The organism is Pantoea sp. WEP (assembly GCF_041678305.1).
Lineage (GTDB): Bacteria > Pseudomonadota > Gammaproteobacteria > Enterobacterales > Enterobacteriaceae > Pantoea > Pantoea dispersa.
Map to the genome: position 1 here is coordinate 2,534,203 of NZ_JBGNXB010000001.1, position 14,294 is coordinate 2,548,496.

Sequence of the window (14,294 nt, forward strand, 5' to 3'; positions counted from 1 at the left end):
TCCGTAGTCGGTTGCTGGCCTCAGCTCATCCATAATGTAAGCATCAGGACGAAGATTATAAGGGTAACCGAGGTCACTGCAAGTACCACAATGGCGAAGTGCGCATCATCCAGCGGTTGCCGTAAAGGTTCGTCGTGATCGTCAGGTGGCGCGGGTGAACTCATGATGACTCAACAGGAAAGAGGCGTTTTTCAGCGGGATTGCCGCACAGAGTGTAATGGAATAGCGGCCAACGTACAGCACTATTTCTGACGGAAAAGACCACGGAGCGTCATTACGCCCCGTGGTGGCCGCTTAGAAATCGTAGCTCATGCTGATTTTCAGCGTGCGCGGGTCGCCCTGCGCGAGATAGGTGCCGGTGTCATCAACGTTTGACCAGTACTTCTCATTGGTGACGTTTTCGACCGCCACGCGCCACACCAGATCGTTCTGATTCACCTTCATGCGGTAACGCATGCCGAGATCCAGCGTGGTATAGCTGTCCAGCTTGAGGGTGTTGGCCGAGTTGGCGTACTGAGAGCCGCTGTGGTTGAGCAGCGCCGTGGCCGTCAGCCCCTCCACCGGCTTGATGTCATACTCCGCGCCCAGCACGTAGGTGTAGCGCGGCACGCCGATCGCCTGTTTGCCATCGTAAGTGCCGCCGGCGGTTTTCTTCATCACCGGATCGATCCAGGTGGCGCTGGCGTTGAGGCGCAGGCCCAGCACCGGCTCACCAAACACGTTGGCTTCCACGCCGCGATGGCGCTGCTCGCCATCCATGACGTAGACATTGTCACTGTTGATCAGGCCGGACGGTTTATGGATTTCAAACAGCCCCAGCGAGCCGCCGATGCGGCCGAAATCCGTTTTCACACCGATCTCATTCTGCTTCGAGTGCGCCACGCCGGTCACAGTGCCATAGTTGACGGCGTCTTTAGGGGCCACTTCACCAGGCTGCAGCGCTTCCGTATGGTTCGCGTACAGCGCCACTTCTTTCCACGGCTTGTAGACCACGCCGTACGTTGGCATCCAGCGGTCGTTGGTGAAGCGCGAATCAACGCTTTCCGCGCCGGTGTTGTAGTTATAGCTGCGCACCACCACTTTCTGATGGCGAGCACCAACGGTCACCAGCAGCGTATCGTCCAGTAATCCCAGCGTATCGCTCAGCAGATAGCCCTGGGTGCGGGTGCGTGACGTGGTAAGCGGATCGGAGAACTTGCCGCCGGCGAAAGTGGCCGCCGGTTCCGCCACGTCACCGCTGTGGTAGATATTAAACGGCGTGCCCACCAGCGACATGTCGTAGGCATTTTTGGCATTGGTGGTCAGCGCCGAGTAACCCACGTTGACTTTATGACTGACGAAACCGGTGTGGAACTCACCGCGCAGCCCCACCATGCCGCTCATGTTGTCCTGAATACGGTTGGAGTAGAAGCTGCTGATGGTGCCGTCACCGTTGCTGTTGGTAATGGTCGGCGCGCCGTAGTTGCCGGTTTCATGAGCGTGCTGTGCGCCGAGGCCGGCATAGGCCGTCCAGCTGTCGGTAATATCGTATTCTGCTTTGGCGATACCGAATTCAGATTCCATATCGCTGTACACCCATTTCTGGCTGTAGTTGTGCGAATTTGACGGCACCGCCGGGATCACGCCGGCGCTGGCGAATTTCACCCCCTGTAAGCCGTCATGGAAGGTTTTCTTCTGATAGCCAACGTCCAGCGAGGTGCGCAGCCGATCGCCGCGATAATCAAGACCGACCGAAGCCGCCGTGGTGCGTTTTTTCTCGCCGTCAACGCCGGTTTCACCTTCGCGATGCACGGCGTTAACCCGCACGCCAAACTGATTGTTATCGCCAAAGCGACGCCCCACGTCCAGCGTTCCGCCAACCTGAGACGAGGAGGTGTAATCGAGGCCAACGCGATTGATCGGCGTATCTTCGGCATGTTTCGGCTCGAGGTTGATCATACCGCCGACGCCGGAACTGGCTGCGCCGTTAACCAGACTGTTCGCGCCTTTGAAGATCTCCACGCGATCGATCAGCGAAGCGTCCATCACCTGGCGCGGCACCACGCCCGGCAGACCGCCGAAGGTCATATCATCACCGTCGAGCGTGAACCCCCGAATGCGGTAAGTTTCAGCAAAATTGCCGTAACCTTTTACGTTTTGCACGCCCGCATCGTTGCGCACCACATCGGCGATGGTTTGCGCCTGCTGGTCCTGAATCATTTTTGCCGTATAGCCGATGACGTTGAACGGCACGTCCATGGCGTTTTGCTCGCCCAGCATGCCGAGGCGACCGCCGTGGGCAATCTGGCCGTCAAGAAAGGCCGGTACTAAGTCGTTGCCGCCGGGTTTGAATTCACTCTGCGGCGTGGCGGTAACGGTCAGCGTCTGCTGTTCGTTAGCGCCCTGAGGAGCATTACTGGTGTTAGTGGTAGCAGCCATCACTGGCAAACAACCGGCGCTGACCAGCATGGCCAGCAGCGTCGGTTTCATTCCGGGATTGAAAGGCGTTCTGCGCATGGTTATCCCCTGATGCAAACTATACTGAGAATCATTATTATTGCGGTTTGCGATTATGCGCAGCGTACAGCTAAATGCAAGCGAAATCCGGCGGTGTGTTACCGCCAGAGGCAACATCGGGGAGGAAGATTCCCGCCGGACGACGGGAATAAAAGGTAAACAGAGAGACTCAGGCGTCGCGCCAGCGTTTAAACACCAGCGAGGTGTTGATACCGCCAAAAGCAAAGTTGTTTGACTGGACGTAATCGGTCTGTAGCTGCCGGGGCGCGCCAGTGATGTAATCCAGCTCACCGCATTCGGCGGCGGGCTGCGTCAGATTCAGCGTGGGCGCAAACCAACCCTCACGCATCATCTCAATACTCATCCACGCTTCCAGCGCGCCGCAGGCACCCAGCGTGTGACCGAAGTAGCTTTTCAGCGAAGAGATGGGCGTACGATTACCAAAAATTGCTGCCGTCGCCTGGCTTTCGGCAATATCGCCGCGATCGGTGGCGGTACCGTGTGCGTTAATGTAACCAATCTGCGCTGCCGTCACCCCTGCGCTGTCCAGCGCGCGCTGAATACAAATCTGCATGGTTTCACGCTGCGGCTGAGTGATATGGGCCGCGTCACAGTTAGTGTGAAAACCGACCAGCTCCGCATAGATGGTCGCGCCGCGCGCCTGCGCATGTGCCAGCGATTCCAGAATCAGCGTGCCCGCCCCTTCGCCAATCACCAGACCGTCGCGCTGTTGATCGAACGGTGCCGGCGAGGTGTGCGGCGCGTCGTTACGCTGGCTGGTGGCAAACAGCGTATCGAACACGGCGGCTTCCGAGGGGCACAGCTCCTCTGCCCCGCCCGCGACCATCACGGTCTGATAGCCATGGCGAATGGCTTCCCACGCGTAGCCAATCGCCTGGCTGCCGGAAGTGCAGGCGCTGGACGTGGGGATCACGCGACCGCGCAGACCAAAAAACAGTCCAGCGTTAACTGCCGTGGTGTGCGGCATCATCTGCACATAGGTGGTGCCGGTGATGTTGTTGGTATGCTTTTCCGTCAGCATGGTGGCGAACTCGCTCACCGGACCGGTGCTGCCGGTCGAAGACCCATAGGCGATGCCGGTTTCACCACTGGTCAGCACCGGATGGTCAATCAGGCCGGCCTGCTCCAGCGCCAGCTCGGTGGCACGCGTCGCCAGCAGTGAGACGCGCCCCATGGCGCGGATGCGTTTACGTGTGTAGTGCGGCGGCAGCGTGAAGTCATCGATCGGCGCGCCCAGTAGCGTGTGCAGGCCATCATAGACTTGCCACTCCGGCATTTTACGTACCGCATTCTGGCCCTGTTTAATGCGCTGCGCCACCGCGCTCCAGCTCTCACCGAAAGCGGTGACGCCGCCCATACCGGTAACCACTACCCGCTGCATCACAACATCCCTCCGTTGATGGAAATCACCTGCCGCGTAACGTAGCCAGCGATATCCGACATCAGATAGCTGGCCAGGCCAGCGACTTCGTCTGCCGCGCCCATACGTTTCATCGGAATGATTTTCAGCGCTTCGTCGATTACCTGTGGCTCAAGATCGGTCATGCCGGTATCGATCAAACCTGGCGCGATACAGTTAACGGTGATTTTGCGTTTCGCCAGTTCAATCGCCAGCGCTTTCGTGGCGCCGATGATACCGGCCTTGGCCGCGCTATAGTTGACCTGCCCGCGGTTGCCCATCATGCCAGATACCGAAGAGAGAGTAATGATGCGTCCGCCCTGGCGCAGGCCGATCATCGGCATGACGCAGGGATGAATCACGTTGTAGAAACTGTCGAGGTTAGTGTGGATCACGCTGTCCCATTCTTCTTCGGTGAGCGCCGGAAAAGCACCGTCGCGGGTAATGCCCGCATTGCTGATCACGCCATAATAAGCACCGTGCGCGGCGATATCCTGCTCCAGCGCGTTACGCGTGGCTTCCCGCTGTGCCACGTCAAACTGCAGCGTGCGGCCGCGGCCGCCTGCGGCAACGATCTGCGCCAGCGTCTGCTGCGCACCAGCGGCGTCGCGGTGGTAATGCACCACAATATCAAATCCGTCGGCGGCCAGACGTAAAGCCATGGCACGGCCAATACCTTTACTGGCCCCGGTTACTAATACGCTGCGGGTCATCACTCGGTTCCTTGTTGCGCTAATCGGGTTAATTCGTCGTCGTCGGGCTGGTAGGTGTTCAGTCGTCCGCTGGCCAGCAGGCTGGTGCCGCAGCGGATCTCGCCCTCAAAACTGCCCAGCTTGTCATCGCGCATCAGCAGGTGCATCTCAATCTTCAACTCACTGTGTGCCGCGAAGGTGGGCGCACTGGCACGATAGCCGCGCCCGCCCAGCAGCATGCCGGGGCGGATGTCACTGGCGCCGCGCTGGCGGGCATGAAAGCCGGACCAGACGCCCACGGTCTGCGCCATGATCTCGACGCCAAACCACGCCGGCAGCTCGCCCTGCGGCGTGAGGAACGGTGCCAGCACGCCGTGCGGGCTCACCGTGACCGCACAGACAACGCTGTCTGGCGTGACGTCAAGCACGCGCTCAAGCAGCAACAGCGGCGCGCGATGCGGCAGGTAATCGCCCACCGGCAAAAAATCATTCATGCGAAGATCCTACAATCAGGCAGGTATTGTTCCCGCCAAAGGCAAAGGAGTTGGAGGCAATTACCGGGCGCGCCAGCGGCTGTGCCACCGTCAGCAGTCCACAGGGCGGCAGCGTACTATCCTGCGTCGCGTGCGAAAAATCCTGCGGCGGCAGCGACAACTGTTGCTGGATAATCAGGGCCGCCAGCGCGGCTTCGGTGGCGCCTGCTGCGCCTAACGTGTGGCCGGTGAGGTGCTTGGTAGAGCTGCACGGCACGGCATCGCCAAACAGGCGGTGAATCACCGCTGCTTCAACCTGATCGTTGAGCGGCGTGGCGGTACCGTGCAGATTGATATAGCCCACCTCGTGCGGCTGCAAACCGGCCTGCTGCAGCGCCATGCGCATGGCGGCTTCCGCGCCCACGCCCTGCGGATGCGGCGCTGACATGTGCCAGGCATCTGATGATTCACCGCAGCCCAGCAGCGCCAGCGGCTGTGGCTCGCGCGTCAGCAGCAGCAGCGCCGCCGCTTCGCCAATCGAAATTCCGTCGCGCCCGGCGCTGAACGGTGCGCAGTGATGTTCCGACAGCGAATCGAGGCTGGCAAAGCCGTTAATCGGCATGCGGCTGAGCGAGTCCGCACCGCCCACCAGCGCTACGTCGGCCAGACCGGCAGCAATCAGCCGCGCCCCGCTGATGATGGCGCGCGCGCTGGAGGAGCAGGCCGTAGAAATCGTGTACGCCGGGCCATCCAGCTGCAGATAGTGCGCCAGAAAGCGCGACGGATCGCCCAGTTCCTGCATCCGGTAGTCATAACCGGCATGACCGCCGTCCGTCTGCCGATCGCCCTCATCCACGCCGGAAGTACTGGTGCCCAGCACGATGGCCACGCGGGCGCGACCATAGCGCGTAATCGCCTCATCCAATGCTGGCTGGCACTGCTGCAGCGCCGCCAGCAGCAATCGATTGTTGCGCGTATCATGCGCCGCCAGTTCAGCCGGTACCGCCGGCAGCGCGCCCGGCACTTCACCCAGCCAGCAGCGCTTGCCCTGCGCTAACCAGCCGTCACGCAGCTGCATACCGGGCGCTGTGCCCTGCTGTAGCTGGGCGGCAATCTGCGCCAGGCTGCTGCCCAGCGCATTGACCATGCCAAAAGCCGACAGGTAAATCATGAGGAGGCGTCCAGATGCTGGATGTGAATCTGATAGCCAAAGGCGCGCTGATCGACGCTAATCGGCTCACGCTGTTCCCCGCGCTGCAGATAGTGAATCTGGCTGATAAGCTGGCCGGAAGCATCGCGTAATTCGCGCCGGTCGCCCACATCGCGCAGCGTCCAGCCGGACGGCAATTGCGGCTGCCACGCGCTGACCGGCCAGTAGCTCAGCATAATATCGGCCAGCACCTGGCTGGCTGGCGGCAGGTCGGGCAGCGCCATCATCTGCTGGGTATGAATCCCCTGTTGATCGTAAGTGACGCGGAATAGCCGGATGCCAAGCGACGACAGCCCGGCCAGCGAGATCTGCTGCGCATCCGCGCTGAGCAGCACCAGCAATGACTGGGTTTTGCCCTTCACGCGCCCGGTCAGCAACTGCTGCTGCTGAAAGCCGGGCGAGATGCCCGGTGCCGGCAGCGTGACGCGCACACCGGGTTTGAGCCAGGCCGTGGGCCGGCTGGACTCGTCATGGTGAGACGCACATCCGCTCAGCAGCAGGCTGAGCGCCAGCAGTAACGCACCCATTCTCATCGTGATTTCCTTTTTCCGCCCGCCAGCGCCAGCGGCGCCAGTAAAAATGCACAAAAAATTCCGCTGCACAGCACGGTACCAAAGCTGCTGATGGCGCTGGTGCTGCTGAATACCAGCATGCCTAGCGTCAGCAGCGTGGTCATCATCGCCAGCGTCACCGCCAGCATCGACGTCAGCGGCGTGCCGCGCGGATTACTGAAAAACAGCGTGTAATTGATGCCAATGCCCAGCACCAGAATCAGCGCCAGCAGCGCAAACAGATTCAGACTGGCACCCAGCCAGCCGAGCGTGGCCAGCGCGGCCGCCAGCGACAGCCATGACGGCAGCACGCTGCGTAGCCCGGCTTTGAGGCCAAGGCGCAGGGTGTAGCTGACGGTGATCAGCAGCAGCGCCAGCGCCAGCAGGCCGCTTAGCAGCGTGCGCCAGAAGCCAAACAGCTCATCGTAACGGGCCTTGCGATCGACCCAGCTCACGCCTGCCTGCGCTGTCGCCAGCTTTTGCAGCGCGGCACTGTTCTGCACGCCGCTCACCGGGACCAGCACGCTGCTGCGTCCGTCAGGCAGCGACAGCCACAGCAGCCGCCAGCCTTCACTCAGCGGACTCGCCAGCCACGCCTGCACGCTGACCGGCATCGGCTGCAGACTGGCCTGCGCCAGATGGATGCCGGCCTGTTGCAGATGCGCCATGATGGTCGGGGCCGCCTGCTGTAACAGCGCGACATCCTGCTGCTGCTGTTCCAGCGAGCTAAGCGGCAGCAGGCGATAGCTCGCCAGCCAGCCCTGCTGCTGCGCGCGCTGCAGTTCGGGCGCCAGCGCATTAAGCCGCAGCAACACCTGCTGCTCGTTATCACCCCAGACGACAAACCAGGTTTGATCGGCCTGTTGCCCGGTGAGCTGCGCCAGCTGGCGATCCTGCGCCAGCAGCTGCGCCGGCGCGCTCTGCAGATGAGCAATATTATCGTCGACGCGCAGCTGTAAGATGCCGCTCAGCGCGTAAAGGGCTACCAGCAGCGGTAACCCGACGCGCAGCCCGCGCTGGCGGCGCCACGCGGCCAGCCAGCGCGCCAGCCACACCATCGCCGGCACCGGTCGCACCGGCAGACCGCGCACCAGCCACGGATAGAAACAGATCACCGTCAGGCACGAGGCGCTCAGGCCGCTGGCGGCAAATACCGCCAGCTGGCGCAGCCCGGGAAACGGTGCCAGCAACATCAGCAGCCAGGCGATCGCCGTGGTGCCCAGCGCCAGCAGCAGCGTACCGCGCACTTTATGCAGACTCTGCCACGGTGTGGCGTGCTCGCCGTGCACCATGCGTTCCGTCAGGTAGTACAGCGTATAATCGGCCGAGATGCCGACAATACTGAGACTCATCACCAGCGTGGTGAGATGCAGCTCACCAAAAAACAGCAGCGTGAACACGGTGCCGGCCATCGCCCCGATGGCTACCGACAGCGCGCTCAGCGCCAGCGGCCGCAGTGATCGAAACACCAGCCACACCAGCAGCAGCAAACCGCCCAGCGTCACGCTGCCCAGCGTGGCAACATCATGCTGCGCGCGCTGGCTGGCATCGTCGCTGAACAGCACCGTGCCGCGCGTCAGCAGCTGCGCCTGCGGCCAGCGCTGTTTCAACTGCTGCTCAAGCTGATGCAGCGCGCTGACCAGCTGATGGCTCTGCGCCATGCTGAAGGCGTTATGTACCAGTTCGCCGTGCAGAAAATACCAGCGGCGCTGCTGCGCATCGCTGACCGTCAGCCAGCCGTTGTGCAGCACCATTTTGCTGGCGTTCTGCTGCAGCGCCAGCTGCGCGCCACGCACCAGCAGCAGCGGGTCACCGGCAAGCTCTTTGCTGCTCACCCCGGCAAACGCCGAAAACAGCTGCGCCAGAATCCAGTCGGCCTGCGCGCCGCCGCCGTGCTGCAGTCGCGCACGCGTCAGCGGATCGATCAGCCCGTTGCGATGCTGATAAGCAAAGCTTCCCCAGCGCTGCAGCTGATCATCATCCAGCGCGCCGCTGACCTCACTGAGCATCGGCAGTGCCCGGAGCTGCGCCTGCCACCACGCGGCGGCGGCGTCACCGTCCGCACCAGGCGCACTTACCAGCCACACCAGCTGGCGGTCGAGCCGCTGCATAAAGCCCTGCTGAATCTCCGCCGGTGCCTGGCCAAGATTCTGCTGCGGCAGCAGAGCCAGCACGCTGCTGTTAATGTGGCTGCGCGGCAGTAACCAGGCCAGCGCCAGCATCAGCAGCAGACAGACGGCCAGCCAGGCGCGCGCGGCAAAAATCTCACTGCGCTGCGGCAAAACGGGCTCGCTCTTCATCAGTCAGTTGGCCGGGCTGCGTACGGGTATCGCTCAGGGTGATTTCCGTTTTATCGCCCTGGCGGTCATCCAGCGTAATGCGGTTGAGATACGCCGCGCCCTGCAGATCGATGCGGTTGAAGATCTTATTCAGCGGTGCCGCTTTCGGCGTCAGGCTCAGCTGCCAGCCGTCGCCACCGTCATCGTGGAAATCGAGCACAAAATTCTCGCGCAGTACCTGCTCATCCGCCTGGAACAGCGCGCGCAGCAGATGGTTAAACTGGAACATTTGCGGATTGCTGTCAGCGGTGATCACCTGCGGTGGCTGGCCGCTCATGCTTTGCACCATGCGGTGATCATCCAGAATCAGCGTCATCGGGAACGGTGTCGCCTGGTGCCACCACAGCCCCTGCTGCTGAGCAATCAACAGCTGGCCGCGCGACACCAGCGGCTGTGCCATGCCGGCGATGCTGCGCACCTGTACAAAGCTGGCGCGAATCACCGGCTGGCTGGCAAAGCGCTGCTGTAGCTGTTCCAGCGTCACCGCGCTGGCGCTGGCGCTGAGCAGCGTCAGCAGCAGGCAGACCAGACGAATCATGATGACACCCCCAAACGCTGCAGCAGAATATCCGGCGAGACAAAGCACATCTCCTGCGTGCTGGCGCTGACCGCCACCTGCAGCGTGTGCGCTTTGGTGGTCACCTGCCCGGCAGCGTTACGGATGACATAATCGATGCGCAGCCGGTTTTCATATTCGCTGATGCTGGCTTCAACACGAATGGCCTCTTCACAGCGCAGCGGCAGGCGGTATTTAACCCGGGTATCAACCACCGGCCAGACGTAGCCGCTGGCGCTCATCTCTGCATAGCTGTAGTTGATACTGCGCAGCAGCGCTTCACGCGCCACTTCGAAGTAGCGGAAATAGTTGCCGTGCCACACCACGCCCATCGGATCGCAGTCATGAAACGAGACCACCCGTTCAATCTCCGCGCGCCAGCTTGCGTTACGCATCGCGTTGCTCCTCTTCGGGCAGAGCCCAGAAATCGTAAAAGTTAAACCAGTCCAGCGGTGCCAGCAGGGCATGATGCTGCAGGCGCGCAGCATAGCGATCGACCGCCGCCTGCAGCGCCTGCTGTCGCCCATTGCGCGGCAGCGGTAAAGGATCGGCAAAGGCCTCGCAGTGCACGCGCAGTTTGCCCTGCTGGCGCAGCGCGAACATCAGCAGCACCGGACAGCGCAGCGCCGCCGCCAGCACAAAAGGTCCCTGCGGGAACGGTGCCGGTTGGCCCATAAATTCACTCCACACCACGCGCCGTTCGCCGCCGCGCTGACGCTGCACGGCGGTGCGGTCGCCAACGATGGCCACCCACTCACCGGCATCCAGCTTTTGCTGCAGTAAAATTGCGGTGTCCGGGCCGATATCACTGACCGGCAGCAGATTGACGCCCGCCTGCGGCGCAATGCTCTCCAGCACCGCGCGGAAGCGCTGGGCGTTGTCGGTGAACACCAGCGCGTTGATCACCAGACCGCTGACCTGCTTCGCCATCGCCCGGCAGGCTTCGATATCGCCCAGATGCGAGGCGAGAATCAGCTGGCCTTTGCCTTCAGCGGCGCGAATCACCGTTTCCGCACCGGGCGCGAAGTCGATATCGCGTCCCCATTGCAGGTCACCGCGCCAGCTGGCGACTTTATCCAGCATGCTGTTGCCAAAACGCAGGAAGTGGCAATAGCTGCTGAGCGGCCGCGGCAGCGCAATCTGCTGTTGATGCGCCACGGCCTGTACGCGCGTCAGCCACTGCTGCGACGCCGCCCGCGCCGCGCGACCGCTGAGCCAGTACACCGCCACCACCGGCCACAGCAGCAGAATAAACGGCAGGCGGCCGGCACGCTGGTACAGCCACAGCATAAAGCGCAGCCCCCACTGGCCGCGGCGCTCTGGCGTCGCTGCCCAGTGCGCCTGCTGACGCCGGCGGGATAGCAGCTGCGGGATGCGTGGCAGCATGCCAAAGAACAGACGGGTGTGCATCCACGAGATACGCAGGTTGTCATGCAGCGCGTCAAAGTGTGAGACGCCGCTCGGCGGATAGGTCACGCGCGTGCGGATAAACCGGCTCGGCGTGCCCTGCCAGTAGAGGCGCACCATGATCTCGGTGTCAAAATCCATGCGCTGGCCGATAGCGCGGCGATCGCACAGCTCAAGCGACGCTGCCAGCGGATAGACGCGGAAACCGCACATGCTGTCTTTCAGCGAAAACGACAGCGTTTCCACCCATACCCAGAAATGGGTGATGTAGCGTCCATAGAGCCGGGATTTCGGGATTGAGGCATCGTACTGCGGCTGGCCGGAGATCAGGCAGTGCGGATAGCGTTCGGCCTCTGCCAGCATGCGCGGTGTGTCCTCCACCTGATGCTGTCCGTCGGCGTCCAGCTGCAGCGCATGACTAAAGCCCACGGCCGCGGCGGCGCGCAGTCCGGCAATCACCGCCGCTCCCTTACCTTGGTTGTGCGGCAGCGTCAGCACCCGGAGCTGCGGCGCATCCAGCGCAGCGATATGCTGTTTGGTCCGGGCATCGCTGCCGTCGTCGACCACGATCACCGGCAGGTTGAACGGGGCCAGCCGCGCCAGCACCGACGCCAGCATGGCACCGTGGTTGTAGCAGGGAATCAGCACGCAGGGCGCAAAAGAGGCACTCAGCACAGGCGAATCTTCCCGCTGCTGGCGACCTCAGCCTGCGCACCGCGCAGCAGCGCGTAGCGAAAACTTAGCAGCGACTTTTCCGGCAGCCACTGCAACTGCAGCTCCAGCTGCGCATCCGGCGGCACCGGCTGCTGGAATTTGATGTTTTCAATCGAGGCAAAGCTCTTACCAGGCGCCAGGCGCGTCAGGCCGTAGTGCAGTACCCAGTCAAGCTGCGCCACTCCCGGCAGAATCGGCAGCGTCGGGAAGTGGCCGCGAAACCACAGCAGGTCGGCAGCCGCCAGCAGGCGCAGGGTGAGCGTGTCGTCCTGCTGTTGCGCGTCTAATTCAACCGGTAACATCAAACAATTCCTCTATCTGCGGCCATGCGCGCTTGCTCTGCGCGGTGACCGGAATCGCCGTCACCACCCGCCAGTAGCGCGGCATGGCGACCGGCTCCAGCCAGGGTTGCAGCGCGCGTTTCCATTGTTGTTTACGCTGGTGCAGCGTGGCGGCGTCTGGCAGTTGCGGCAGCGCCAGCACCACCGCGATGGCATGGCGGCCGTGACGCTGAATCGCCAGCGCGGCGGCATCTTCCACACCAGGCAGCGCCAGCAGGCGACGCTCTACTTCGCTCAGCGACACGCGCTTGTCTTCAATTTTCACCACCCGATCCTGGCGCCCTGCCAGCTGAAACCGGCCCGACGGCTGCTGCACGATACGGTCGTCCAGCGCACAGCCCGCGCGGCTCTCCAGCAGATCGGAGAAGACCTGCCAGCGCTGCGGCGCGATCTCGCGCAGCGAGACGTGGGGGAAGCACTGCCACAGCGCAGCGTCATCGCTGGCCCGGCGCCACGCGATCACCCCGGTTTCGGTACTGCCGTAAATTTCATCCACCGCGCAGTCCAGCGTTTGCTGCGCGCGTTGCGCATCCGCGCCCGGCAACGCGCCGCCCGCGGAGACAATCAGTGCACAGGGCGGCGCCACCAGCGCCGTGTCCAGCCGGCGCAAAAACGCCGGGCTGCTGATAAAGGCGTAGCGGCGATCGGCACGCTGATCCGCCAGTTGCTCACCATAAAAAATTTGCTGCGCGGCGAACGGCAGGCCGAGCGCCATCGGCAGAATAATGCGAAAACTCAGGCCATACAGATGCTGATGGCTTACCGAGGCAATGACGTGACACGCCTGCAGACGCGTGCCCCACAGATCGGCCAGCCACTGAGCTTCCAGATCCATGGCGCGCAGTGATTTGACCACGCGACGCGGCGTTCCGGTTGAGCCGGAGGTGAACAGCACCAGACTCGCCTGCGCCGCTATCTCTGGCAGCGCGCCCTGCGCCAGCGCGCCGTCCCAGCGTAGCTGTGGCAGGGTGACCGCCAGCGGCATATCGCTGATCACGCCATCAAGACTGTCGTGCATCTCTTCCAGCTGCGCTGCGCGGCAGTGGCCCGGGATGACCGGCGTTTTGCCGGCGTACCAGCTCGCCAGCAGCGCCACGGTAAAGTGGTAACTGTTGTCAAAGCACAGCGCCCAGCGTGCGCCAGGCTGCGCCTGTAGCTGATGGGTTAAGCCCAGCACCTGCTGCCGCATCTGCGCCAGCGTATGCAGCTGTTGCCCCTGCCAGGCGACGAGACGATCGGCGCCGTGCAGCCAGTCGCGAATCGCCACGGCCTTCATGCGTGTTTCCTCATGCGCTGACGCAGCAGCCATTCGCCGCCCATCAGCGCGCCCATCAGCACATAGCTGATGCACCCGTTCCAGAGTGTCCATAGCCGGATATGACTCAGCAGGCAGGTAGTCAGGGCCACGCTGCCGTTGAAAATAAAAAACCCGCACCACACCTGCGTCACGCGTCGGGTATAACGGACGGCACGCGGCGGCAGCTGAGGTTCACGCAGGCGCGCCAGGCGCTCTACCAGCGGCATCGGGCTGAACAGCGACGCGGCGAACAGCAGAAGCAACAGGCCATTCACCACCACCGGATACCACAGCAGCAGATGCTGCGCCCGCAACACGATACTGGCGAGAGACAGCAGGCAGCCGATCAGCGCCAGCAGCAGCAGCGTGCGGTTCAGCGCGCCCTGCGCCTGACGCAGGCTCCAGATGCGCGCCGCAAACACCAGCGCCAGCAGCACCAGCACGCCGCGCCACTGCGGGTGAGTCAGCGCCAGCCATACCAGCAATGGCCAGGCGATCAGCGCCAGCGCGTTCAGCAGCTGCAACAGCCTGTGCATGGCGTTTATCAGGCCTGGTCGCGCATCAGCTGGTCGACGGCGTCAACCACGTCCTGTACGGTGCGCACCGCGCGGAAGGCTTCTGGCTTGATCTTACGCCCGGTGCGTTTTTGCAGATGCACCACCATGTCAACCGCATCAATACTGTCGAGTTCGAGATCTTCATACAGGCGAGCGTCCGGGCGGATCTCGTCCGGATCAATTTCGAACAGCGTAGTCAGCAGCGTCGCCACTTCCTGGTAAATATCTTGTTTATTCATGT

Annotated in this window: 14 protein-coding genes; all 14 read right to left on the reverse strand. The window is 62.6% G+C overall.

Features of this window, described 5'->3' with window-relative positions; genetic code table 11:
- Nucleotides 1–294: 294 nt before the first annotated feature.
- The 14 genes from ABVR31_RS11770 to ABVR31_RS11835 all read right to left on the reverse strand — a co-directional run bounded on the left by ABVR31_RS11770 (nt 295) and on the right by ABVR31_RS11835 (nt 14,292).
- The gene (locus ABVR31_RS11770; RefSeq protein WP_372772837.1) at nt 295–2,496 is read right to left on the reverse strand and encodes a TonB-dependent receptor; all 2,202 of its coding nucleotides are present in this window, start codon (nt 2,494–2,496) and stop codon (nt 295–297) included.
- A 169-nt stretch (nt 2,497–2,665) separates the two neighbouring features.
- A complete protein-coding gene (locus ABVR31_RS11775) occupies nt 2,666–3,898 on the reverse strand; it encodes a beta-ketoacyl-ACP synthase (protein ID WP_058759684.1) in 1,233 nt (410 codons plus the stop codon).
- Nucleotides 3,898–4,629, reverse strand: coding sequence for a 3-ketoacyl-ACP reductase FabG2 (locus tag ABVR31_RS11780; RefSeq protein ID WP_372772839.1), 732 nt, complete (start codon nt 4,627–4,629; stop codon nt 3,898–3,900). Before ABVR31_RS11780 ends, ABVR31_RS11775 begins: the two co-directional genes overlap by 1 nt.
- Entirely contained in the window at nt 4,629–5,102 is a 474-nt protein-coding gene (locus ABVR31_RS11785) for a hotdog family protein (protein ID WP_264239601.1), read from the reverse strand. Before ABVR31_RS11785 ends, ABVR31_RS11780 begins: the two co-directional genes overlap by 1 nt.
- Nucleotides 5,095–6,252, reverse strand: a complete 1,158-nt coding sequence (locus ABVR31_RS11790) for a beta-ketoacyl-[acyl-carrier-protein] synthase family protein (RefSeq protein WP_372772841.1) — start codon at nt 6,250–6,252, stop codon at nt 5,095–5,097. The genes ABVR31_RS11785 and ABVR31_RS11790 overlap by 8 nt, the downstream gene beginning before the upstream one ends.
- Complete coding sequence (locus tag ABVR31_RS11795) at nt 6,249–6,824, reverse strand: DUF3261 domain-containing protein (RefSeq protein WP_059010480.1); 576 nt, start codon at nt 6,822–6,824, stop codon at nt 6,249–6,251. The genes ABVR31_RS11790 and ABVR31_RS11795 overlap by 4 nt, the downstream gene beginning before the upstream one ends.
- Nucleotides 6,821–9,142: an MMPL family transporter gene (locus ABVR31_RS11800; RefSeq protein ID WP_372772843.1), complete on the reverse strand. Its 2,322-nt coding sequence runs from the start codon at nt 9,140–9,142 to the stop codon at nt 6,821–6,823. The genes ABVR31_RS11795 and ABVR31_RS11800 overlap by 4 nt, the downstream gene beginning before the upstream one ends.
- Entirely contained in the window at nt 9,108–9,719 is a 612-nt protein-coding gene (locus ABVR31_RS11805) for an outer membrane lipoprotein carrier protein LolA (protein WP_222951069.1), read from the reverse strand. Before ABVR31_RS11805 ends, ABVR31_RS11800 begins: the two co-directional genes overlap by 35 nt.
- On the reverse strand, nt 9,716–10,132 hold the full coding sequence (locus ABVR31_RS11810) for a thioesterase family protein (RefSeq protein ID WP_058769602.1): 417 nt from the start codon (nt 10,130–10,132) through the stop codon (nt 9,716–9,718). Before ABVR31_RS11810 ends, ABVR31_RS11805 begins: the two co-directional genes overlap by 4 nt.
- A complete protein-coding gene (locus tag ABVR31_RS11815) occupies nt 10,125–11,819 on the reverse strand; it encodes a glycosyltransferase (RefSeq protein ID WP_288422667.1) in 1,695 nt (564 codons plus the stop codon). Before ABVR31_RS11815 ends, ABVR31_RS11810 begins: the two co-directional genes overlap by 8 nt.
- The gene (locus ABVR31_RS11820) at nt 11,813–12,160 is read right to left on the reverse strand and encodes a hydroxymyristoyl-ACP dehydratase (protein WP_058780771.1); all 348 of its coding nucleotides are present in this window, start codon (nt 12,158–12,160) and stop codon (nt 11,813–11,815) included. Before ABVR31_RS11820 ends, ABVR31_RS11815 begins: the two co-directional genes overlap by 7 nt.
- A complete protein-coding gene (locus ABVR31_RS11825) occupies nt 12,147–13,475 on the reverse strand; it encodes an AMP-binding protein (RefSeq protein WP_222951071.1) in 1,329 nt (442 codons plus the stop codon). Before ABVR31_RS11825 ends, ABVR31_RS11820 begins: the two co-directional genes overlap by 14 nt.
- On the reverse strand, nt 13,472–14,032 hold the full coding sequence (locus ABVR31_RS11830) for a hypothetical protein (RefSeq protein WP_021508261.1): 561 nt from the start codon (nt 14,030–14,032) through the stop codon (nt 13,472–13,474). The genes ABVR31_RS11825 and ABVR31_RS11830 overlap by 4 nt, the downstream gene beginning before the upstream one ends.
- 8 nt (nt 14,033–14,040) lie before the next feature.
- Nucleotides 14,041–14,292: an acyl carrier protein gene (locus ABVR31_RS11835; protein ID WP_021508262.1), complete on the reverse strand. Its 252-nt coding sequence runs from the start codon at nt 14,290–14,292 to the stop codon at nt 14,041–14,043.
- Nucleotides 14,293–14,294 lie beyond the last annotated feature (2 nt).